The organism is Mycobacterium sp. NGS66 (assembly GCF_059812225.1).
Window position 1 is genome coordinate 646,463 of sequence record NZ_JCALCG010000001.1, and the last position, 21,246, is coordinate 667,708.

The following is a 21,246-nucleotide window of genomic DNA, read 5'->3' on the forward strand; positions in this document are numbered from 1 at the left end:
ATGGACGTTCTTGACCGGCTGCGGCTGGACGTTCCGGTGGGACAGGCCGGCATGGGCGGCGGGCTGGCCGGCGCGGCACTGGCCGGCGCCGTCGCCAAGGCCGGTGGCCTGGGCACGTTGGGCCTGACCACGCCGTGGCAGCTGCGCAGCTGGATCGATCGCGTGCGCAGTGTGGCCCCTGGACGGGCGGTCTCGGTGAACCTGTTGATGCGCTTCGTAGGCCGTCGTCACGTCGAAGTGTGCGTCGAGAGCCGCATCGACGTCGCCGTGCTGGCCTTCGGCGAAACGCGCAGCATGGTCGAGCATCTACGCGAGGCCGGAATTTTCGTGTTCGTGATGGTCGGTACCGTCGCACAGGCGCGCCGCGCCGTCGCCTGGGGTGCCGATGGCCTGATCGCACAGGGGCGAGAAGCCGGCGGCCACCTGGTCGGAACCGAACCGGCGATGGACTTCCTGCCACAGGCGCTGGCGGTGGCAGGCGATCGCCCGGTGTTCGTCGCCGGCGGAATCGCCGAGGGCACCGACACCCGTGCCGCACTGGCGGCCGGAGCCAGCGGCGTCATCGCCGGAACACGATTCCTGCTGACGCACGAGGCCGACGCCAACCACGAGTACCAGCGACGAATCATCAACGCGGACAAGACGATCGAAACGGACCTGTTCGGGATCACCTGGCCGCTGCGGCACCGCGTAATACCCAACGCCGCCACCCGGCGCTGGTGCCGCGACGACGGGTGGGCCAAGGCGATTCCGGCACGGCTCAACGCGGCGAGCCGCCCGCTGTCCGCGCCGCTCTACCGCGACCTGGGCGGCGTGCTGCGCCTGCAGTCGCCGCGCCGCCCGCTGTTCACACCGGCGGCGCCGGTTCGCCGCATGCCCGACTCGTGGGTCGACCGGGCGGCCTTGTACGCGGGCGACACGGGGCTGCGGATCTCCGAGGTGATCTCGGCCGAGCAAGCGGTCAAAGACCTGACCCCCTGACGAGACGCAAAATCGCCCAATTCGGCACGAAATTGGGCGATTTCGCGTCTGCTCGCCCAACTAACGCACGGCCGCGATAGCGAAGCCGTCCCAGCCCTTTGCCCCGACGGTCTGCAGCACCGCGGTGTCGAGCCGTGGGTGCTCGCCCATTGCCTGCAACGTCTTGCGTGTTGCCGTGACCCTGGGGTCGGCAGACTCGGCAAGGATCTGACCATCCCGAATGACGTTGTCCACCACGATGATTGAGCCCGGACGGGACATGCGGACCGCCCAGTCCAGGTAGGCCAGATTGTTCTCTTTGTCGGCGTCGATGAACACCAGGTCGAAGGGCGCACCGGTCACCGTCGGCAACGTGTCCAGCGCGGCGCCGACGACCACCTCCACCCGGTCGGCTACGCCGGCCCGCTGCAGGTTGGACCGTGCAACCTCGGCGTGTTTGGGATCGTATTCCAACGTCACCACTCGTCCCTGCGGGCCGGCGCCGTGGGCCAGCCAGATGGTGCTGAATCCACCCAGCGTGCCCAGCTCGAGGATGCGGCGGGCCTGCATTGCACCGGCGAGCAGGCATAGGAATTTGCCCTGCTGCACCGACACGGCGATCGGCGGCAACCCGGCCTTCTTGCTGGCCGCCAAGGCGTCGAGAGCCGCCGTCAGCATCGGATCGGAAATCACTGTGCTGTCCAGGAAGGCGTCCACTGCTTGCGGTGTCGGATTTTCGGCCATGCGCCCACGCTAACGGCGGGCTGTTTCACAGTTAGCGCCGGGCCGGGGCGGCTAGCAATGCATCCCTGCGCTTGCGCGTATACCCCTACCGGGTATAGGCTCTCTCACGTGACGGAGTACCGACACACCAGAAGGGATGACGAAATGACCAACTACGAGGCGGGAACCGTGTTGACCTGCGGCCACGAGGGCTGCGGCTGCCGTGTTCGGATTGAACATGAGTGCCACTGCTCGAATTCCGGGCAGGCCTACCGCTGCACCTGCGGCGAAGAACTGGTCCCAGTCGAGTAGCGCTGAACGGCCGGTCGCGTGTTACCGCCCGAACACGCGGCCGGCCAGCTCGACCTCGGCCGCCAATTTCAGGGCTACCGCCGAGGCGCCCACCGCCACCGCATAGCTACCGGACGCGATCCGCCAGTTGGAATTGCTGCCGTCGTATCGCGCGAGCAGGCGCGGGTCCGCCTCGATGCCGACTCGGCAACTCTCGCCCGGCTCGAGCAGTACTCGCTCAAACCCCAGCAATCGCAACCGTTTCCCGTCCGGTGCGGCCGTCAGGTACAGCTGTGGCACGTCGGCCCCGCCGCGGTCACCCGTGTTGTGAACGGTGAAGCTGGCCGTCACCGTGTCACCGCCGATCACCGTGAGGTCGTGGTACTCGAAGCTGGTGTAGGACAAGCCATGACCGAAGGTGAACATCGGCTGGTAACCCTGTTTCGCGAACCACCGGTAGCCGACATCGGCGCCTTCGAAGTAGTCGATGGTGGTCGGTGTCCCGAACGGCTCGCCGAGTCCGGGTAACTCCGGACGCGGGGTCTGATCGAGGTCGAGCGGAAAGGTGATCGGCAGCCGGCCCGACGGGTTCACCCGTCCGGCCAGGATTTCGGCGATCGCCTGACCGCCCGCTTGGCCCGGATACCATGCCTGCACAACGGCATTCACTGCGTCGCGCCATGGCATGGCGACCGGGTTGCCGGTCTCCAGCACCACGATGGTGTTCGGGTTGACGGCTGCGACGGCGGCGATGACGCCGTCCTGGCCCCACGGCAGCGAAAGGTCTGCACTGTCAAAGCCCTCGGCTTCCGCCCCGACCGCGAACACGATTGCGACGTCCGCGCGCTGTGCCGCCAGCACCGCCTCCGCCGGGCTGATGCCGGGTTCGAAGTCGATCCGGGCGTGCGGTAACTGCCTTTTCAGCTCATCGAGCGGGCTCGACGGAAGCAGATACAGATTGCGCAGTCGTCCCATGGGGTCCGGTCCGCCGATCGGAATCACGTCCGCATAGCCGCCCAGCGGGATGACCGCGCTGGAACCACCGCCCGCCGGAACACCCAGCTGCGCATAGCCGCCGATCACCGCGATGCGTGTGGACGTCTCAGGCGCCAGCGGCAGCACGCCGCGGTTGGTCAGCAGCACGATTCCCTGCCGCGCGATCTGCAGCGCAATCTCGTTGTGCGCCAGGGTATCCGGCGTATCCTGCTCGGCTGGCCACCGGTCGACGCCGACCGCGAACATCGAGCGCAGGATCCGCCGGACCATGTCAGACAGGCGTTCGCCGGGCAACCTGCCGTCGGCGTATGCGGCTCGCAGCGGTTGGGTGAACATCTCCGACTGCCAGAACAGGGCATCGAGTTGGGCGCCGCACTCCTGATCGAGTCCGTGCAGGGCACATTCCCAACTCGGCGTGCCTCCCCAGTCGGACATGACCCAACCGTGGTATCCCCAAGCCTCTTTCAGCACCTCGTTGAGCAAGGCCTGATTCGTCGCGGCATAGTCACCGTTGACCTTGTTGTAGGCGGTCATCACGGCGCCGGGTGCCGAGCGCTCGATGGCGATCTGGAAGGCCAGCAGGTCCGATTCCCGGTGGGCGTCGGGATCGATGATCGCGTCCAGCCAATGCCGGTTGCGCTCGTTGCAGTTCAGCGAGTAGTGCTTGACCGTCGAGATGACCCCCTGTTGCTGTATCCCGTTGACCGAGCCGGCGGCGATGGTGCCGGTCAAAAGTGGATCCTCGGAAAGGTATTCGAAGTTTCGGCCGTTACGTGGGTCGCGTGCCAGGTTCATGGCGCCGGCCAGTAGCACATTGAAGCCGCGACTGCGGGCCTCACGCCCGACCGCGGCGCCTGCGGCGCGCGCGAGCTCCGGATCGAAGCCGGCGGCCAGGGCCAGGCCGGCGGGCAGCGCGGTGGCAGTGTCGCCCGGGCGATAGCCGGGGTTGGTGACACCCAGGCCCGCGTCGCTCATCAGCAGCGCCGGTACACCGAGGCGGGGGATCCCGGGGACGTAGCCGGCGCACATCGGCACGCCCGGGGGAATGCGCTCGTCGCGCAGCGGCCACATGTCGCTGGTCCCGATGACGCCGACAAGCAGTGAGAATCGCTCGTCGTCGGTCATCTGGCGTTCGATTTCGGCGGCGCGGTGGTCGGGATCGGTCATCGCACACCCTCTTTGGCGTAGACGACACGCAGCACGTGCCCGAGTTCGGGGCCCATCACCAGCTCGGAGAGCCGGCACATCGTCGCGACGAATTCCGGACCGTGCGGCGGCGGCGCCTGGCACAGGTGATGCGCCAGTTCATGGAGTACCACCAGCTCACGCATGGCCCAGTCGGCGGTGTCGCGGTCGGGGACGGCGATTATGCCTGCGCCGCCGCGGTTTTCGTAATGAGCCGCGGTGGCCGCCCGGCGCGCCCGAACTCGTAAAGGTGAGATCGTCGGCCAGCGCTCCCGCACCGCGGGTAACGCCAGCACGTCGTCCACGTAGCGCTGCACCGATTCCACCGACCCGAACCGCCCCTCCGGCGGCAGGGTCAGCTGGGTGCCGAAGAAGTCGATCGCGTGCGAGCCGTGCTCGGCGGCGCGATCGAACAATGTCCGAATGAATTCCTCAGCCGCATACACCTTGGAGCGCTGGGAATCTCGGGGCGAGCCCTCGGGTGTCACCGGTCCAGCGCGGCTCGCGACCCCGGCAGCTCGGCGCTGTTCCCGAGCCGGGCTCGTCTGCCGGCCCGATCTCCGGCGCGTCGCGCGGCCGACGAATAGCCGGCGGTAGCCCGGCTGGCCTGCCAGGTGCCGCGCGCTTTCGACATGCTGCGGTAGTGATCCCTCAGCTCTATCTCCTTGTCCCGCAGCGCGATAGCGGTGCCAGGCGAACGACCACGATCCTCGGTGACCTCGCGGCGGGCCTGCTCGCGTGCCTCGGCCAGACGCTGCCCGACCCGCGCCCCGAACGCCAACTGAAAGTTGAGCCGAGCAGTGATCGTCGGCGTGGGCCGGTGCGCGCCCGAGGCGAGATAACTGTCCGACGCGCGCACCATCTGCACCACCAGGCTGGCGTACAGGGCGTGCGTCGCGTCGATGTCCTCGGCGAAGCCGTATGCGTAGACGAAGGTCGAATTCGACGCCACGTCGCAGCGCACGTCGTTCGCCGACGCGATCAGCACGAAAAGCTGCACATACGTCCGCAGTCCCCGGGTGCCCGCGGTCCCGATGGTGATGGTGCGCTGGGTGGGCGCTTGTGCGGGCGACCGGTTGGCCTGATGGGATCGGGCCACCGCCAAGTCGATGGAGGCCGCCGTCGCCAGCCGTTGAGCGGCGCCCATGAAGGCGTCGGCCTCATGGGGGTTGTCGGTGCCTTCGGCCTGACGCAGCAATGCGGCGATGCGGGCTAGCGTCTTGTCGTCGGTCATAGCGCCAAAGTACTGGACCGGTACGACATCTCGCTTTCGCGACTCACAGCCGCTTGACGATCCAGGTAACCACGTCGTCGAGTACCTGATCGCGCTCCGGCTCGTTGAACACTTCGTGGTAAAGGCCGGGATATTCCTTCAATTCGACGTCGCTGGACCCCACGCATTCGATCAGCCGGCGACTGCCGTCGACGGGAATCAGCCGGTCGGCGGTGCCGTGCACCACCAGCAGCGGCGCCGTCAAGGCCGGGGCCCGCCGGGGCATCGTCTCACCGACCTGCAGCAGCGCGCGACCTAGACCGGCGGGCACCTTCCCGTGGTACACCAGCGGATCGTTCACGTACGCCGACACCACCTCCGGGTCGCGTGAAATGGCGGTGAAGTCGAGTTCCTGCACCGGCAGACCGGGCACCAGGACCCCGAGCCCCTTGGCCGCCAACGCCACCAGCGGGTTCACCAGGTCCTGAGCCGCCACCGCCGGCGCCGACAGCACCATCAAGTCGTAGTTGTCCGGGCGTTCGACGCCGTAGGCGAACACGATCCCACCACCCATGCTGTGCCCCAGCACAATGCATTTCAGGCCTGGATGCTCGCGCTTGGCCATACCGACCAAGGTGTCGTAGTCCGCAGTGAACTCGGCGATATCCCGAACTACCACCCGCTTGCCGCCGGAGCGGCCATGCCCACGATGGTCCAGGGCATAGGTGACCAAGCCGGCTTCGCCGAAGCGCTGGGTGACGTGGTCGTAGCGCCGCGCATGCTCGCCAAGCCCATGCGCCAGCACCACCACCGCCTTCGGCGGCGTCGCCGGGGTCCAGACGTCGTAAACGATGCGCACGCCGCCGACACCGTCGAAATTCCGTTCCGTGCGGTTGGTAGTCATTACCGGCAGCTTACGAGACACCGCAGCCTGCCCGTGCGGTATGTCAGCCGCGCTGCGTAGGCTCGGTCGCGTGAGTACCCTCCTGGAAGGTTCAGAAAGTTCTGACGCGGACTTCTCCACCCATGCCGAGCCCTACCGTCGGGAACTGCTCGCACATTGCTATCGGATGACCGGGTCGCTGCACGACGCGGAGGATCTGGTGCAGGAGACATTTCTGCGCGCCTGGAAGGCCTACGGCCGTTTCGAGGGCAAGTCGTCGCTGCGGACCTGGCTGCATCGCATCGCGACCAATACCTGCCTGACCGCGCTGGAGGGCCGGCAGCGCCGTCCGTTGCCGACCGGGCTGGGCACCTCCAGCTCGGAGCCGACGGCGGAGTTGGTGGAACGCGCCGAGGTGCCCTGGCTGGAGCCGTTGCCGGACTTGGTGGCCGATCCCGCAGACCCATCGGTGATTGCCGACTCAAGGGAGTCCGTGCGGCTCGCGTTTGTTGCTGCGCTGCAGCACCTTTCACCGCGCCAGCGGGCGGTCCTGCTGCTGCGCGACGTGCTGCAATGGAAGGCCGCCGAGGTGGCCGACGCCATCGGCACTACCACCGTCGCCGTCAACAGCCTTTTGCAGCGGGCCCGGTCTCAGTTGGAGGCCGTCGGGCCCAGCGCGGACGATCGGCTAATAGCGCCGGATTCCGCCGAGGCGCGCGATCGGCTGGGCCGCTACATCGCGGCGTTCGAAACCTACGACATCGATCGGCTGGTGGAGATGTTCACCAGTGAGGCCATCTGGGAAATGCCGCCGTACATCGGCTGGTACCAGGGTCCGCAATCCATCGTCACGCTCATTCACCAGCAGTGCCCGGCCGAGTCTGCCGGTGATATGCGCATGCTGCCGTTGATCGCCAACGGACAACCCGCCGCCGCTATGTATATGCGCCAGGGCGACGTGCATGTGCCCTTTCAGTTGCACGTGCTCGACATGACCGCCGACGGTGTGTCGCATGTGGTTGCGTTCCTGGACGACAGCCTGTTCGCGAAGTTCGGCTTGCCCAGTTCGCTTTGACGCCGTAAGCGGACACCGCCGCTTTGCTGTCCACCGTTCGGTGGACACCTGGATTCAGCCGTCCGGTCGTCGCGCAGGAGCGGGCGAGCGGCGGAGGATCAGGACGTGGACGAAGCAGCCAAGGTGATTACCCGCGGTTGGGTGGACATGCTGATCGGCACATTTCTGTTGTGCGGTGGCCTGGTCCTGCTCTGCCTTCCGGTGCATCTCAAAACATACGACCAGTGGGGCATCCAACTTTCCTGCGGAAACGGGTATCGCGCCGAGTTACTGCAGGCGACCGTGGACGATCAGGGGCATGACCCGCAGGATCCTCAGTTTGCAACGGCCGGCGCGACGACCGCTGCTCGGACCGCGAGTAACTACGTCGACCAGTGCAAGGACGCGGTGGCGCACCGGCGGCTCCTTGCGATACCCGTCGCTTGCGTTGGCGCCCTCATCCTGATCCCTGAGCTGGTGCTCTGGGTGCGAGCCGGATCGTCGACGTCGTCCGCATCCATCAACGAGTGGTCGGCCACGCCGAGCGATGTGTCGATGCGCGATATGTCTTTGCAGACGGCCGCGTGACTGGACCGCCGTGCGTGTTCGCACCGGGCCCGAACCGGCAACACCACGGTATGAGACCCCCAATTGCGCACCGGTTGCGTTCGGCAGGCGACCCGAAAACCGATCAGTTCCACCACTATTGGTTCGATGCCGGAAGTCCGGACCAGATCGAACTGGTACGAAAACAGCCCTGATGACGACAGCTGGCGTCAGCGCCGAACAGGTCCACCGTCACCAGGTTCGGAGTTAGCATCGCGTATGGGCGCCGCAGATCCACACAAGCCTCGCGCCGCCGGTGAGTGGCATTGGGCATGGGAGCTTTACGTCGTCGGTATCTGCCTGGCGACGATCGCGGCGGTACTGCTGTGGAACAACCGGGCCGGAAACGCGACAGTGGTCGCGTCGGCGATGGCCCTCATGATGGTCTGCTTATTCACCATCGGGCGTCCGATGCTTCGATCAGGCCAATCTACTTGGCAGACATGGATTTTCGTGGCTGTCATGGCGGTGCTGTCATTGGTGGCGTTGTCGTTCTCGCCAGTGACCATTGCGGCGGTGCCGCTGGGGATGGCCGCGGTGCCCGCGGTCTATCCCATCATCTACGCGTCGCTGCCCATGCGGGCCGCAGTCATGGTGACGATCGCGCTGACCATCACACCGCTGTTCATTGTGATCATCCTCGGACGACCGGCGTCGCAAAACGTTGCGCTGGCGGCCGGGGTGACACTGATCGCGATGATCGCGGCGTCGGTGATCGGCACGCTTGGCGCCACCGCCACGCGACAACGCGCCCAAATGGCGGCGATGGTCAAAGAACTGGCCGCCAGCCGCACCGAAACGGAGCGCTTGTCGCGCCAGGCCGGCGCCGCCGCGGAACGCGAGCGGCTGTCCAGGGAGATTCACGACACGCTGGCGCAAGGGTTCACCAGCATCGTGGCGCTGTCCCAGGCGGTCGAGGCGGAGCTGCACGCTGACCCGGCCGCGGCCAATCGCCACCTCGAGCTGATTCAGACGACGGCGCGGGCAAACCTCGCCGAGGCGCGGGTGATCGTGGCGGGGCTGACGCCAACGGCCCTCGGCGAGGGTTCGTTGGCCGCCGCGATCCGGCGCCAGTGTGACCAACTGACCGCAGAAACCGGAATGGCGGTGACCATGTCGGTCGACGACGGCCTGCCAGCGCTGGGAATGGCGACCAATGTGGTGCTGTTGCGCGCCACCCAGGAGGCGTTCGCCAACATCTGCAAACACTCGCGGGCCAGCACGGTGTGTGTGCAGCTCTCGGCCACCGCCGACGGGGTCCGATTATCGTTGCAGGACAACGGGATCGGCCTGGACAGTGAGCACCGCGACGGGTTCGGCCTGCGCGGGATGCGGGCGCGAGTCGCACAGGTCGGTGGCAGCATGACCGTGGCAGGCACGCCCGGCGGCGGCGTGACTATCGAAATCGAGGTTTCGAAGTGACGACGGTGATGCTGGTCGATGATCATCCGGTGGTCCGTGAGGGCTTTCGGGGAATGCTCAGCGACGCGGCGCGTGGCAAGACCGTTCTGGCGCCCTCGGTCGCTGACCGATTGGTGCGTTGGGTGCGTCAACCCGCAGTCCCGGCGTTGTCGGCCCGGGAGATCGAGGTGCTGACGTTCGTCGCTAAGGGCAAGACCAACGCGCAAATCGGAAGCGCGCTACACATCAGCGAGGCGACGACGGTGAAGACCCATTTGCTGCGGACGTTCAACAAGCTCGGTGTTTGCGATCGTACCGCCGCGGTAACCACTGCCATCTCGTTGGGCCTGCTCGACTAGGGCGCGGCGGGTAGGGGTCGGGTCAAGTTGGCGTGCAACGGGTTTGGCCGATGGCTGCCGAATGCAGGGATTATCCTTATGACGGCGTGAGCCAGGGCGGCCCCTTCGGCGGTGTCGGACACGGTGCGCCGGTGCGGCCCCCAGCATTTGGGCTCGGCGGAGGGACCAGCGGTTTAAGATGCCCCTACAGCCCAACGCAGGAGAGCGGCAGTGAGTGACACCGGCCGGCAAATTGGGACGCAATTCGGGCCCTACCTACTCAAGCGGTTGATCGGCAGCGGCGGCATGGGAACCGTGTATGAAGCTCATGACACCGTCATGGACCGAGTCGTGGCATTGAAGCTGATATCGGGAACCTACGCGCAGGTCCCGGATTATCGACAGCGACTGCAGCGCGAAGCGCGGATTGCCGGCCGCCTGCGGGATCCGCACGTGGTGCCGGTTCATTCCGCCGGCGAGATCGACGGGCAGCTTTACGTCGACATGCGGCTGATCGACGGTATCGACTTGGACACCATGCTGAAGCGCTCGGGACCGCTGCCGCCGGCCAAGGCGGTATCGGTGATACGCCAGGTCGGGTCGGCACTCGATGCGGCCCACGCCGCGGGGGTGCTGCATCGCGATGTGAAGCCGGGAAACATTTTGATCACGGCCGACGACTTCGCCTATCTGGCGGATTTCGGGATTGCCAACGCCGCCTCCGAGCAGAAGTTGACGCAGGTGGGCGAGATGTTGGGGACGTGGACTTACATGGCGCCGGAACGGTTTGCCGGCGACGAGACCAAGGTGACGCACAGCGTCGACACCTACGCGCTGGCGTGCGTGTTGTTCGAAGCTCTCACCGGATCGCCGCCGTTTTCCGGCGACCGGGCAAGCCTGGTGGCCGCGCATTTGACCCAGCCGGTTCCACGAGCCAGTTTGCGCACGAGGGTACCGCCGCAACTGGACGACGTGATCGCGCGCGGGATGGCCAAGAGCCCAGAAGAGCGCTATCCCTCCTGCGGCGAGTTTGCCCGAGCGGCGGAGGCAGCCGTCGCCTTGGGCTCGACGGCCGGCGTCAAGGTGCCGGCCGCCGCGGCAACCACGACGCCTAACGCTGCGCCCCCTCCGTCCACGACGGCGTACGGTCCCCCCGGCGGCCATCCTGGCCACGTCGGCCACCCGGCAGGACATCCGTGGCCACCACCCATGGCCAAACGTGGAAGCAAGGGCCGGTGGATGTTGATTGGTGCGGCATTAATCCTTGTCGTCGCCCTGGCGGCGGGAATTGGCATCTGGCAGCTGACTGAGAAACACAGCAGCAGATCCGCGCAGACACCGACTATCGATCCCAGATTGGACGTCGGACACTACAACACGAGACCACGGCCTGTGCCGGGCCCGACAACCAAAGAGGAGGGCGCGTATCTCGAGGCGTTTCGCCTCGCCGAGGGCATTGCAAATCCCTTCGACGTCGACGCCCAATTCGATTACCTCGAAGGCATTCCGACGTCGGACCGAAACAGGGCGGCCGAATTGATTGCCGGCAACAACCTTCCGATCATCGCGCCAGTCCTGGAAAAGTACGGCATGATCACCGCCTATTTTGTCCAGGGCTTCTCAAAGCGCATCCCAGAGTCTGTACGTGATCAATCCGGAGACCGACTGGCAATCATGCTGGCAACTTTTCCCAACGAGGACACCGCCACACGGGCCGCAGCCGAGATAGACGATATCGACTTCAATTCCAACTCGGAAAACCGGCACATCGACATCCCCGGATACCCGCACGCCAAGGCGCATTATCGCCCGAATTGGGCTGCAGTAGCGGCGACTATGGCCTCGGGCAAGGTTGTTGCAACCATCTCCACCGGCAGCAGTACACAAAAGAATTTCGACTACTTGGTGCAGCGGATCAAACGCACCTTTGACCTGCAAGCGCCCCTGGTCGCCAAGCTCATCCCAACCTCCGAATACGGGCTCACTTCGCTGCCGCTCGATCCGGACAACATGCTCAGTCGAATTCTTGTCGCAGGAGATCCGCCGAAGGTATCCAGAGAGTTCGGGAGCATGGGTCCACGAGCGGCCATCCTGTGTTGGGACGGGCAGGGCCTCAAGGACGGATTGCTGAAGAAGGCCGGTGTCGACCGGTGCTCCTTTAGCAAGGACAGCCTGCTTTTGCGCGCTAAAGATGAGGGGTCGGCAAACATCTTGTTGCCTAAACTGCTCGACGCAGACAGGCAAGAATACGTCGATCACGACGTGGCCACGCCCGACGGGCTCCCGAGCGCTCGATGCTACGAGCAAAAGCAAGCCATCTGGGCCGACAACGCGAACAGCCGCTTCCAATGTTTGGTGTCCTACGGGCGATACCTCGCGCTGGTCTGGAGCGACGAGGAAAAGGACGCCGGCCGGCGTGCCGCGGCCCAATACTCGATCCTGGTCAACGCCGCGTAAGGAAGTGTCGCGCTCGGACGACAAGCCGAGACAGCTACATACAGTTACGACAGCGCCGCGTCGGACAGGGGCCGAGATGGATCGCAGTGGACACGATGGCTTGGTGCTCGTGAAACCGAGCGAGGAGTTTGCAGCCGCCATCATGGCCTACCGAGACGAATTCATTCGCCATGGGGACACGTTGCATGGCGCAGGTTCGCTGAGTAGGGCGGCCAGCTTCGAGGAATGGCTTCGCCATGTCCGTGCTTTCGAGAATGAAATGACCGTCCCCGTCGGAATGGTTCCAGCGACGACATATTTGGCGGTCAGGGAATCCGATAATCGGCTTGTCGGCATCGTGAACATTCGGCATCGATTGACCGACGCGCTACTTCTCGAGGGCGGTCACATCGGCTTCAGCGTCCGCCGGTCCGAACGCCGAAAAGGGTATGCGACGCAGATGCTGCGACAAGCCATCGCGATCTGTCGGGACATGGGAATTGATGCAGTGCTGGTGACCTGCGATGAGCACAATGTCGCCTCGGCATCCGTCATCAAGGCGAACGGCGGGGTGCGGACCGACGACGCAGCGGCCGAGGACGGGCGTTCGGTTCAGCGATTCTGGATCACCTGCTAGCGCATGACGAGGGACGTCACCCGACGGCTCGACAAAGTACCCAGTACCTGAGGTACCGTCTTCGTATGGCATCGGAGCCGTTGGACGTGATCGTCGTGGGTGCTGGTTTCGGCGGCATGGGCGCAGCGATCCAGCTCAAATGGCTGGGCTACCAGAACTTCGTCATCTTGGAACGGGAAAACGACCTCGGCGGAACGTGGCACGTCAACAGGTATCCGGGTCTGGCCGTCGACATCCCGTCGACCACGTACTCCTACTGGTTCGAGCCCAATCCGAATTGGTCGCGGCTGTTCGCGCCCGGCCAGGAGCTCAAGAAATACGCCGATAGCGTCGCCGACAAGTACGACGTGCGCCGTCACATGCGGTTCAACACCACCGTCGAGAGCGCCCGGTGGGACGAAGAACTTCAGCTCTGGCAAGTGACGGTGGCCGGCGGCGAAACGCTGTCGGCGCGGTTCCTCATCGCCGCGACCGGGTTCCTTTCGCAGCCGCATACCCCCGAGATCCGGGGTATCGCCCACTTCAACGGCCGCATCATCCACTCCACCGCCTGGGACCACAGTTACGACCTGGCCGGTCGCCGCGTCGGCCTCATCGGCACCGGTGCCACCGCGGTGCAACTCGTCCCGGAACTGGCCAAGCGCGTCGCCGACTTGACGGTGTACCAGCGCACCGCAATCTACGTCGTGCCCAAAATCGACTTTCGAATCCCCACGCTGCTGCGACAAGCATTCGCACGAATTCCACAGCTGCAAAGGGCGTTTCGGTATGTCACCGACAATGTCCTCGAGCTGATGCTGATCTCCGCGGTGCTGCACTACCGGCAGTTCCGTAGCCTCAACATGGCCGCCGCTTATATGTCGAAGATGCTCCGGTTCGCATCGATCCGCGACAAAGAGTTGCGCCGAAAACTCACGCCGGATTACGACTTCGGCTGCAAGCGCCCGACGTTCTCGAACACCTATTACCGCACGTTCACCAAGCCCTCTGTCCATCTGGAAACCGCCGGCATCGAGCGCATCGAGCCGGACGGCATTGTGACCGCCGATGGGCGTAAGAGGCAGATCGACACGCTGGTGCTGGCCACCGGTTTCGATCTGTGGGACGCCAACTTCCCGGCAATCGAGGTCATCGGTCGCGACGGCCGTAACCTCGGAAAGTGGTGGCGCGAAACCAAATTCCAAGCCTACCAAGGCGTGTCGATGCCGTGCTTCCCGAACTTCCTGAACCTGGCCGGCCCTTACTCGTACAGCGGATTGTCCTACTTCGACACGATCGAGCGCGAGATGCGGCTTATGGCACGGCTGTTCGGCGAGGTCCAGCGCCGTGGCGCCCACACCTTCGAAGTGACCGAGGAAGCCAACGCACGCTTCCTCAATCGCGTGACCGAACTGCTCGACAACTCGGTGTTTTACGGCGGGGACTGCGCCACGTCGCGGTCCTATTACTTCAATCACAGCGGCGAGGCCACGCTGTTGCGGCCCACGTCCACCCATAATGCGATTGCCGAAGCTTCTCGATTCCCGTTGAGCGACTACCAATTCGCCTGATCACCGAAGATAGACAACCTTCGGCATGGAAAATAGAACCTGTGCAGATACGACGGGCGGCCGACCGCGCAGTCACCACGACGTCATGGCTGACGTCCAGGCATTCCTTTTCGTTCGGCGACTATTACGACCCCGACAACACCCATCATGGCGTGCTGCTGGTGAACAACGACGACATCGTCGCGCCTGCAACGGGTTTCGATACACACCCGCATCGGGACACCGAGATCGTAACCTGGGTGCTGCAGGGTGAACTCACCCATCAGGATTCCGTTGGCAATCGCGGCGTGGTCTACCCTGGCCTGGCCCAACGCATGTCGGCGGGGAGCGGAATCCTGCATTCCGAAAAGAATGCCTCGTCAACTGAGCCAGTGCATTTCGTGCAGATGTGGGTGACACCGGACCAGACCGGAATCGACCCAAGCTATCAGCAGCAGGAGATTCAAGATGTGCTGACCGGTGGCCTGGTGACGATCGCCTCCGGCATCCCTGGGCACGACGCGGCCATCAGCCTGCACAACCGCAGCGCCGCTCTGCATGGGGCCCGGTTGCAGCCGGGTGGCGAGGTCAACCTGCCCGCGGCTCGGTATCTGCACCTGTTCGTCGCGCGCGGCCGCGTCACGCTGGAAGAGGTTGGCGAACTCGCCGAAGGCGACGCTGTGCGGCTGAACGACGAGGACGGCCGTCGGCTGACCGCCACCGACCCCGCCGAAGTACTGGTGTGGGAGATGCATGCCACGCTCGGTCGGTAGCACCGCTCGTCGATAGCACCACATAGAGTGGGCGCGACAGAGAGGAGCCCGCATGCCTCAAACACAGCCGCGGCACGCGGCGCCCAACCCGCTGAAGGCAATACGGACAGTGCGGTTCTGGGGCGCGCCGATCGTGATCACGCTGGCCCTGATGTCGGCCCTGTGCGCCCTGTACCTGGGCGGCATCCTGAACCCGACGACCAACCTGCGCCATTTCCCGATAGCCATCGTCAACCAGGACGCCGGTCCTGCGGGCGCAAAGATTGTCGACGGCCTGACTGCGGGGTTGGACAAGAACAAATTCGACGTGCGGGTGGTGCGGCCGGATGAGGCGAAGCGGCTGATGGACACCGCGAAGGTCTACGGCGAACTGTTCATCCCGGTGAACTTCTCGACGAATCTTCGCGAGTTCGGCGAGAGCTCGGTGGCGCCCACCCGCCCGACTCGGCCGTCGGTCACGATCTTCACCAACCAACGAGCCGGCACCTTGGGCTCGAGTATCGCCGGACAGACCCTGTCTCAAGCCATGGTCAAAGCCAATGGCCAAGTGGGCCAATATCTTTCGGAGGAGGTTGCGGCGCAGACCGGTGGCACCCCACTGTCCGGCGCGGCGGCGTTGGGGCTGGCCAGCCCTATCGACATCAAATCCGCGGTGTACAACCCGCTGCCCAATGGCACCGGCAACGGGCTGTCGGCCTTCTACTACGCGCTGTTGCTGCTACTGGCGGGCTTTACCGGCAGCATCGTGGTCAGCACGCTGGTGGATTCGATGCTCGGCTATGTACCGGCCGAGTACGGGCCCGTCTATCGCTTTGCCGAGCTGATCAGCATCTCGCGATTCCGCACCCTACTGGTCAAGTGGGGATTGATGGTGCTGCTGGGCTTGCTCACCTCCGCGGTCTACTTGGCGATAGCCCACGGGCTGGGCATGCCCATCGACCGCGGCTGGCAATTGTGGCTCTACGGCGTGTTCGCCATCAGCGCGGTGGGTATCACGTCCAGCTCCTTGATCGCGGTGCTGGGCTCGATGGGCCTGCTGTTCAGCATGCTGGTCTTTGTGATCCTGGGGCTACCGTCCGCGGGTGCGACGGTTCCCCTGGAAGCGGTGCCGAGCTTCTTCCGCTGGCTCGCGGAATTCGAACCGATGCACCAGGTCTTCTTGGGTGCGCGGTCGCTGCTGTATCTCAACGGCCACGCGGATGCCGGTCTGTCCCAGGCGCTGCTGATGACGTCCATCGGCCTGGTCATCGGGTTGCTGCTCGGTGGCATCGTCACGCGCATCTACGACCGCAGCGGCTTTCACCGGATTCCGGGTGCGGTCGGGCTGGCGATTGCCGAGGCGCACCAAGCACAGCATCAAGCGCGGGAAAGCAAACGCACGCCCGAGACTGAGCCGGCGGGCGAGCCGAATAGCGCGCCGGAACCCGAAAGCCCACAAACGTAGTCTCCGTGTGAATCCTGGCCGTTGCGTGTGAATCGTTGGCTTCGGGCGTGAATCCAGGCCGGCACCGCGCGTGGATTCCCGCCGCATGCTCACTCTCAACGCCGTCAGCTCACGATGAAAGCGTGCTGACGCCGCAATGCGGCCCAAGTGTCGCGGGCCTGTTACCAAAGTTGACAGTGTGACGGCTGTGACTAATGCTTTGATGTTGATATCGGGTCCGGGCCGAAGGGGCAATCGTGCGCACACCACACGCCGGCCTGCGCCGGCTGGCCGCTTGCTGCGCAGCAGCGGCTGTGTGCGCGACGCTGGCCACCACCACCGGCCAGCCGGTGGCCCGCGCGGCCGACGGCCGGGAGATGCTCGAGAGCGCGATCGCCAGCACCAAGGGCTCATACCTGGTGTACAACTTCGGCCCCGGTCACCCGGCGCCGATGCTCAGCGGCGATGGCCGCTGGTCCGAGATGAACAACGGCGGCCATCTGATGGTCATCAAGGGTGCTTCACAACGGCTTCAGCCACACCTTCTGGTTGACACGCACCAGGGCGATCAAGCGCGCTGCGAGAACAACCCAGGCGCCCGAACCAATGAGGGGCTATGGCAGGCGTCGGAAACCTACGCGCCGCTGCAGGCATGGCAGCGCATGGGCCAACCGACGATCGCGATCAACGCGAATTTCTTCGACGTGCGACCGCAGAAGGGCGGCACGTGGCGGTCGACCGGCTGCAGTTCACCGCTGGGCGCCTTCGTGGACAATACCCACGGCCAGGGTCGGGCCAACCAGGCCGTGACGGGAACCGTCGCCTATCCCGGCAAGCAGGGACTGTCCGGCGGGGGTGAGAGCTGGACGTCGTTGACGACGATGATCCTGCCCGCCGGTGGCGCGCCATATGTGTTGCGGCCCAAGGGCACCCAGGACTATGACGCCGCGACGCCGGTCATCCAGGATCTGCTCAACAAGAATGAGCGGTTCGTGGCGGTGGCCGGGATCGGGCTGCTCTCTCCGGGTAAGACCGGGCAGCTGCACGACGGCGGACCCAGCGCGGCGCGTACGGCCCTCGCCTACGTGAAGCAGCGCGACGAGATGTACGTCTTCGAGGGCGGCAATTACACGCCCGACAACATTCAGGACCTGTTCCGCGGTCTGGGCAGCGATACGGCGATCCTGCTCGACGGGGGTGGGTCATCGGCAATCGTGCTGCGCCGCGACACCGGAGGCATGTGGGCCGGTGCGGGTTCGCCGAGGGGCTCCTGCGACACCCGGCAGGTTCTCTGCGACTCACACGAGCGCGCGTTGCCCAGCTGGCTCGCCTTCAACTAAGAGTTGACCCGTGTTGGCATTCGCGTTCGGCGGCCACCAGCCGGCCGGGGCTAAACAGCGCAATCCGATTGTGCCACAGGCGTGCCCAGGTAGAGATCCGGCAAACCGTTAAGCGCTATCGCATACGTTCATTTCTTTTCGAGCAGTACCTGGCCGAGTCAATTGGCACCGGGGACCGGGAATTGGGTGCGCATCGCCAGGTCCCAGAACTTGTCCGGCGTCAGCTGGCGTTGCAGGATGCCCAGCGTTGCGCTGGGAGTGACGGTGTAGCGCGGCTTCGGTCGTTTGGCCTCGACCGCTTTGCGGACAACCTTGGCAACCGAATCCGGACCGCCGCCGAGGAGTTTGGCGACCGAACTGGAGTAGATCTGGGCCGTGAGCGCTCCGACGCGCGAGTTGAATTCCGCGTACGGTCCGTCCTGCAGGTCACCGACCGATCCGACTGCGGTATCGGCGAAACCGGTAGTGATAAGCCCGGGTTCGATGAGCACAATCTGTACCCCAAACCCTTGGACTTCGAACCGCATCGCATCTGAGAGAGCTTCGACCGCATACTTCGTCGCGTGGTAGATGCCGCCGCCAGGAAAGGTGAGTTTGCCCCCCATCGACCCGATGTTGATGATGCGTCCGTGGCCCGCGTCCCGCATACCCGGGAGCACCAGTTGGCTCATCCTGATCAGGCCGAACACGTTTGTTTCAAACTGCCTGCGGATGCTGTCGATTGGGATCGACTCGACGGCTCCCGACTGCGAATAGCCGGCATTGTTCACCAGAACATCGATCGATCCGGCTTCGCTCTGGACGGTAGCGACCGCGGCGGTCATCGACTGCTCGTCAGTCACATCGAGCGCGAGCGTGTGACACCCTTTGTCCGCCAAAGATTTCAGGGTCTCGGGTCGTCGCGCGGTGGCGTACACGTTGTGGCCATGCGTTGCGAGGTCAGCGGCGGTTGCCGCGCCGATTCCGCTCGAACAACCGGTAATGAGCACAACAGACATTCGTTCCTCCTGGTCGGGTTGAGTGCCCACATGGACCTCACGTGGCCGTGTCTCGCTGATTGCTCTCATCATGCTCCAACGCGGTCGACCGCACCGAAGCTATCGACCAGCACACCTTGGACCACAGGTGACGAATGGCCAACTAGTTGTGAAAAGTGGCCAACTGGTGGCACCGGCAGGCCGTCCACGGAATCCTTGGAGGATGACCAAGCGCATCCTGAACGTCGTCAGCAACGTCTCGCACTACGAGGATCCGTCCGAGCCGACTGGGCTGTGGCTCTCGGAGCTGACGCACGCCTATCACGTCTTCGCCGAAGCCGGCTATGAGCAGACGATCGTCAGCCCGAAAGGCGGGCCCTCACCGCTAGAGCCGCGGTCGCTGAAGTTTCCGAACTACGACAAGAGTGCGAAGGCCTGGAAGGCCGACGACGCGAAGATGGCGCTGCTGGCCAACACCGCCTCACCCGATGAGATCGACTCGGCGGATTTCGACGCGATCTACTTCACCGGCGGTCACGCGGTGATGTTTGACTTCCCGGATAGTGAAGGCCTGCAACGCATCACGCGAGAGATCTTCGAGCGCGGTGGAGTCGTGTCGTCGGTCTGCCACGGCTACTGCGGCCTGCTCAACACCAAGCTGTCGGACGGATCGCTGTTGGTCGCCGGGCGCAAGCTGACCGGGTTCGCCTGGTCGGAGGAGGTGCTGGCCCGGGTCAACAAGTTGGTGCCCTACAACGTCGAAGAGGAAATGAAGAAGCGCGGCGCCCTCTACGAGAAGGGCCTGATTCCCTTTGCTTCGCATGTCGTCGTGGACGGGCGGCTGGTAACGGGCCAGAATCCGGGGTCCGCCAAGGCGACGGCCAAGAAGGTCGTGTCTGTGCTGGCGGGATGAGTGGCCACTAGCCACAACTAACTACGAGGAGCCCCCTCTTGCTCGCCCTGTCATCCTCGTGTTATCTCACCGAACCCCGCGTGTCGGCAGTTGCGTCGGTCGCGAGTGCGGTGGTCTCGCGTGGGTCGGCAAGCGGTGCGTTCGGGTCGAGGTGCACACCGCCAGCCTGAAGGGTGTTGTCAATCAGACACCACACCCATTGGGCCAGTTGGGATATCAGCTCGTCCTGGGAGATGTGTGCGGGGTTGTCCAACCAGTGTGTGGTAGCCGACTCCATAAAGCCGACGATGCCGAAGGCCAGCGGCCGAGCTGGCTGCGGATCGACGCCGAAGGCCATCCAGTAGGCGGTGAACCACTGCGAGAAGTGAGTGCCGATGGTGGTTTTGATGTCGGTGACGACGTCGCCGCGGGTTGTGCCGTCGCCAACCGCGTGCCGAATCACGTATCGGTAAAGATTGCTGTTTTCGCTCACCCAGCCGACGTAGGTGCCCACCCAGCCGGTCACGATCTGGTAGGGAATCCCGATCGGACTCCACACTTCGGCCAGCGCAGCAAAAAGCATGTCGCCTGCGCGGCGGGCCACCGCCTGGTTGAGCTCGGACGCGTTATCGAAGTAGCGGTACAGCTTGGTGCGTGTCACACCAAGGGATTCGGCGATCTGCTCGGTGGTGGTTTGTGGGCCGTGGCGGGCGATGGCATGGACGGCGGCCTCCACGAACTGGGTGCGGCGCTTCTCCCGCTGACCTGCCCAGCGAGCCGCCCGGCCGTCACGCGCGGTGGCGTCGGGACAGGCGGGCATGCGCGAGACCCCTTCCCACGATCGGATACATGAGGTAGCGTGACCCAGGACACACGGTACACGATGTACCAGACATCTCGGGGGATTTTGACGGTGCAGTCGGCGGACCACTAGCAGGGCGCCGGAACCTTGTGCGCGGATCAACGGCGATCGTGCACATCCGTCTTGTCGATTCGTTCCAAGGGGGAGTGCAATGGTGGACAACAGCAGTAGGCGCGCGGGGGTTGGCCGGATTGTCGCGGTGCCCCTTGCACTCGGTGTGGTCGCTCTGCTCGGTGCGGGGTGTGGTCACAAGACCTCCAGCACCGGCGAATCGGCGAGTTCGGCTGCGTCGTCGGTGATTTCCTCGGCTACCGCCAGCCCATCGGGCAGCGCCGGCTCGAGCGCGGCGCCGAGTACCACCCAGATCACCGGTGCCAACGGCACGCCGTACACCGTCGAGGGACCCATCCTCGCCAAGTATCAGTCGCTCGACGACAAGTCACGCAACGACCTGGGCGCACCGACGGGTGCTGAGCAAAAGAACCCCGACGGCGGCATGTACCAACAGTTCGCTGGCGGCGTGATCGTGTATAAGACGCAGGCCTACGTGGTTTGGGGCAAGATCCGGGACAAGTGGAACCAGCTCGGCGGTTCGCAGGGCACGCTCGGCTATCCCACCAGTGACGAGCAGGACACCCCGGATGGCGCGAAGAAGTCGACGTTCGCCCACGGCACGATCACCTGGAAGCCCGGTGACGCCGAGGCGACCGTTACCCAAAGCTAATGC

At 64.8% G+C, this 21,246-nt stretch carries 20 protein-coding genes and 1 pseudogene; 14 read left to right on the forward strand and 7 right to left on the reverse strand.

Going from position 1 to position 21,246, the window contains the following annotated elements:
- A complete protein-coding gene (locus AC5Y2L_RS03125) occupies positions 1–981 on the forward strand; it encodes a nitronate monooxygenase (RefSeq protein ID WP_499934353.1) in 981 nt (326 codons plus the stop codon).
- 60 nt (positions 982–1,041) lie between these two features.
- Here AC5Y2L_RS03125 and AC5Y2L_RS03130 read toward each other — a convergent pair whose 3' ends face one another.
- Positions 1,042–1,704, reverse strand: coding sequence for an O-methyltransferase (locus AC5Y2L_RS03130; protein WP_499934352.1), 663 nt, complete (start codon positions 1,702–1,704; stop codon positions 1,042–1,044).
- A 144-nt stretch (positions 1,705–1,848) separates the two neighbouring features.
- On the opposite strand from AC5Y2L_RS03130, the gene mymT reads away from it, so the two are divergent.
- Positions 1,849–1,995: a copper-binding metallothionein MymT gene (gene mymT, locus AC5Y2L_RS03135; RefSeq protein ID WP_067231418.1), complete on the forward strand. Its 147-nt coding sequence runs from the start codon at positions 1,849–1,851 to the stop codon at positions 1,993–1,995.
- A gap of 21 nt (positions 1,996–2,016) precedes the next feature.
- Here the strand turns inward: mymT and AC5Y2L_RS03140 are convergent, their stop codons facing one another.
- From AC5Y2L_RS03140 to AC5Y2L_RS03155, 4 genes are read right to left on the reverse strand one after another with little or no spacing between them, the layout of a single operon-like run.
- Positions 2,017–4,137, reverse strand: a complete 2,121-nt coding sequence (locus tag AC5Y2L_RS03140; RefSeq protein WP_499934350.1) for a beta-glucosidase family protein — start codon at positions 4,135–4,137, stop codon at positions 2,017–2,019.
- Positions 4,134–4,643, reverse strand: coding sequence for a TIGR04338 family metallohydrolase (locus AC5Y2L_RS03145; RefSeq protein WP_499934349.1), 510 nt, complete (start codon positions 4,641–4,643; stop codon positions 4,134–4,136). The genes AC5Y2L_RS03140 and AC5Y2L_RS03145 overlap by 4 nt, the downstream gene beginning before the upstream one ends.
- Positions 4,640–5,389, reverse strand: coding sequence for a DUF2786 domain-containing protein (locus tag AC5Y2L_RS03150; protein ID WP_499934348.1), 750 nt, complete (start codon positions 5,387–5,389; stop codon positions 4,640–4,642). Before AC5Y2L_RS03150 ends, AC5Y2L_RS03145 begins: the two co-directional genes overlap by 4 nt.
- A 43-nt stretch (positions 5,390–5,432) precedes the next feature.
- Entirely contained in the window at positions 5,433–6,272 is an 840-nt protein-coding gene (locus tag AC5Y2L_RS03155; protein WP_499934347.1) for an alpha/beta hydrolase, read from the reverse strand.
- Here AC5Y2L_RS03155 and AC5Y2L_RS03160 point away from each other — a divergent pair.
- The 10 genes and pseudogenes from AC5Y2L_RS03160 to AC5Y2L_RS03205 all read left to right on the forward strand — a co-directional run bounded on the left by AC5Y2L_RS03160 (position 6,220) and on the right by AC5Y2L_RS03205 (position 17,788).
- The gene (locus AC5Y2L_RS03160; RefSeq protein WP_499934345.1) at positions 6,220–7,326 is read left to right on the forward strand and encodes a sigma-70 family RNA polymerase sigma factor; all 1,107 of its coding nucleotides are present in this window, start codon (positions 6,220–6,222) and stop codon (positions 7,324–7,326) included. The two genes, AC5Y2L_RS03155 and AC5Y2L_RS03160, sit on opposite strands and share 53 nt — an antisense overlap.
- A gap of 105 nt (positions 7,327–7,431) precedes the next feature.
- Entirely contained in the window at positions 7,432–7,893 is a 462-nt protein-coding gene (locus AC5Y2L_RS03165; protein ID WP_499934344.1) for a hypothetical protein, read from the forward strand.
- A 237-nt stretch (positions 7,894–8,130) separates the two neighbouring features.
- The gene (locus tag AC5Y2L_RS03170) at positions 8,131–9,333 is read left to right on the forward strand and encodes a sensor histidine kinase (RefSeq protein ID WP_499934342.1); all 1,203 of its coding nucleotides are present in this window, start codon (positions 8,131–8,133) and stop codon (positions 9,331–9,333) included.
- 59 nt (positions 9,334–9,392) lie between these two features.
- Positions 9,393–9,671, forward strand: a pseudogene (locus tag AC5Y2L_RS03175) (response regulator transcription factor); the annotation flags it as partial.
- Positions 9,672–9,881: 210 nt separating this feature from the next.
- Positions 9,882–12,107, forward strand: a complete 2,226-nt coding sequence (locus AC5Y2L_RS03180; protein WP_499934340.1) for a serine/threonine-protein kinase — start codon at positions 9,882–9,884, stop codon at positions 12,105–12,107.
- 103 nt (positions 12,108–12,210) lie between these two features.
- The gene (locus tag AC5Y2L_RS03185) at positions 12,211–12,723 is read left to right on the forward strand and encodes a GNAT family N-acetyltransferase (RefSeq protein WP_499934338.1); all 513 of its coding nucleotides are present in this window, start codon (positions 12,211–12,213) and stop codon (positions 12,721–12,723) included.
- 65 nt (positions 12,724–12,788) lie between these two features.
- Complete coding sequence (locus tag AC5Y2L_RS03190) at positions 12,789–14,273, forward strand: flavin-containing monooxygenase (RefSeq protein WP_499934337.1); 1,485 nt, start codon at positions 12,789–12,791, stop codon at positions 14,271–14,273.
- Positions 14,274–14,314: 41 nt separating this feature from the next.
- Complete coding sequence (locus AC5Y2L_RS03195) at positions 14,315–15,025, forward strand: pirin family protein (protein ID WP_499934336.1); 711 nt, start codon at positions 14,315–14,317, stop codon at positions 15,023–15,025.
- Between the two features lie 52 nt (positions 15,026–15,077).
- Positions 15,078–16,469, forward strand: a complete 1,392-nt coding sequence (locus tag AC5Y2L_RS03200) for a YhgE/Pip domain-containing protein (protein ID WP_499934334.1) — start codon at positions 15,078–15,080, stop codon at positions 16,467–16,469.
- Positions 16,470–16,702: 233 nt separating this feature from the next.
- Positions 16,703–17,788, forward strand: a complete 1,086-nt coding sequence (locus AC5Y2L_RS03205; protein ID WP_499934637.1) for a phosphodiester glycosidase family protein — start codon at positions 16,703–16,705, stop codon at positions 17,786–17,788.
- A 158-nt stretch (positions 17,789–17,946) separates the two neighbouring features.
- On the opposite strand, the gene AC5Y2L_RS03210 is transcribed toward AC5Y2L_RS03205, so the two are convergent.
- The gene (locus tag AC5Y2L_RS03210) at positions 17,947–18,786 is read right to left on the reverse strand and encodes an oxidoreductase (RefSeq protein WP_499934333.1); all 840 of its coding nucleotides are present in this window, start codon (positions 18,784–18,786) and stop codon (positions 17,947–17,949) included.
- 202 nt (positions 18,787–18,988) lie between these two features.
- On the opposite strand from AC5Y2L_RS03210, the gene AC5Y2L_RS03215 reads away from it, so the two are divergent.
- Positions 18,989–19,678 (forward strand): type 1 glutamine amidotransferase domain-containing protein, encoded by a 690-nt coding sequence (locus tag AC5Y2L_RS03215; RefSeq protein WP_499934331.1) that lies wholly within the window; start codon positions 18,989–18,991, stop codon positions 19,676–19,678.
- Positions 19,679–19,739: 61 nt separating this feature from the next.
- Here AC5Y2L_RS03215 and AC5Y2L_RS03220 read toward each other — a convergent pair whose 3' ends face one another.
- Complete coding sequence (locus AC5Y2L_RS03220) at positions 19,740–20,477, reverse strand: TetR/AcrR family transcriptional regulator (RefSeq protein WP_499934329.1); 738 nt, start codon at positions 20,475–20,477, stop codon at positions 19,740–19,742.
- A 193-nt stretch (positions 20,478–20,670) separates the two neighbouring features.
- On the opposite strand from AC5Y2L_RS03220, the gene AC5Y2L_RS03225 reads away from it, so the two are divergent.
- Positions 20,671–21,243 (forward strand): LGFP repeat-containing protein, encoded by a 573-nt coding sequence (locus tag AC5Y2L_RS03225; RefSeq protein WP_499934328.1) that lies wholly within the window; start codon positions 20,671–20,673, stop codon positions 21,241–21,243.
- The last annotated feature ends 3 nt before the right edge of the window (positions 21,244–21,246 follow it).

Coding starts and splice junctions, on each gene's coding strand:
- AC5Y2L_RS03130 (WP_499934352.1), bottom strand. CDS start 1,704: ATGGCCGAAAATCCGACACCGCAAGCAGTGGACGCCTTCCTGGACAGC.
- AC5Y2L_RS03220 (WP_499934329.1), bottom strand. CDS start 20,477: ATGCCCGCCTGTCCCGACGCCACCGCGCGTGACGGCCGGGCGGCTCGC.
- AC5Y2L_RS03125 (WP_499934353.1), top strand. CDS start 1: ATGGACGTTCTTGACCGGCTGCGGCTGGACGTTCCGGTGGGACAGGCC.
- AC5Y2L_RS03150 (WP_499934348.1), bottom strand. CDS start 5,389: ATGACCGACGACAAGACGCTAGCCCGCATCGCCGCATTGCTGCGTCAG.
- AC5Y2L_RS03190 (WP_499934337.1), top strand. CDS start 12,789: ATGGCATCGGAGCCGTTGGACGTGATCGTCGTGGGTGCTGGTTTCGGC.
- mymT (WP_067231418.1), top strand. CDS start 1,849: ATGACCAACTACGAGGCGGGAACCGTGTTGACCTGCGGCCACGAGGGC.
- AC5Y2L_RS03140 (WP_499934350.1), bottom strand. CDS start 4,137: ATGACCGATCCCGACCACCGCGCCGCCGAAATCGAACGCCAGATGACC.
- AC5Y2L_RS03170 (WP_499934342.1), top strand. CDS start 8,131: ATGGGCGCCGCAGATCCACACAAGCCTCGCGCCGCCGGTGAGTGGCAT.
- AC5Y2L_RS03155 (WP_499934347.1), bottom strand. CDS start 6,272: ATGACTACCAACCGCACGGAACGGAATTTCGACGGTGTCGGCGGCGTG.
- AC5Y2L_RS03160 (WP_499934345.1), top strand. CDS start 6,220: ATGCGCACGCCGCCGACACCGTCGAAATTCCGTTCCGTGCGGTTGGTA.
- AC5Y2L_RS03210 (WP_499934333.1), bottom strand. CDS start 18,786: ATGTCTGTTGTGCTCATTACCGGTTGTTCGAGCGGAATCGGCGCGGCA.
- AC5Y2L_RS03215 (WP_499934331.1), top strand. CDS start 18,989: ATGACCAAGCGCATCCTGAACGTCGTCAGCAACGTCTCGCACTACGAG.
- AC5Y2L_RS03200 (WP_499934334.1), top strand. CDS start 15,078: ATGCCTCAAACACAGCCGCGGCACGCGGCGCCCAACCCGCTGAAGGCA.
- AC5Y2L_RS03225 (WP_499934328.1), top strand. CDS start 20,671: ATGGTGGACAACAGCAGTAGGCGCGCGGGGGTTGGCCGGATTGTCGCG.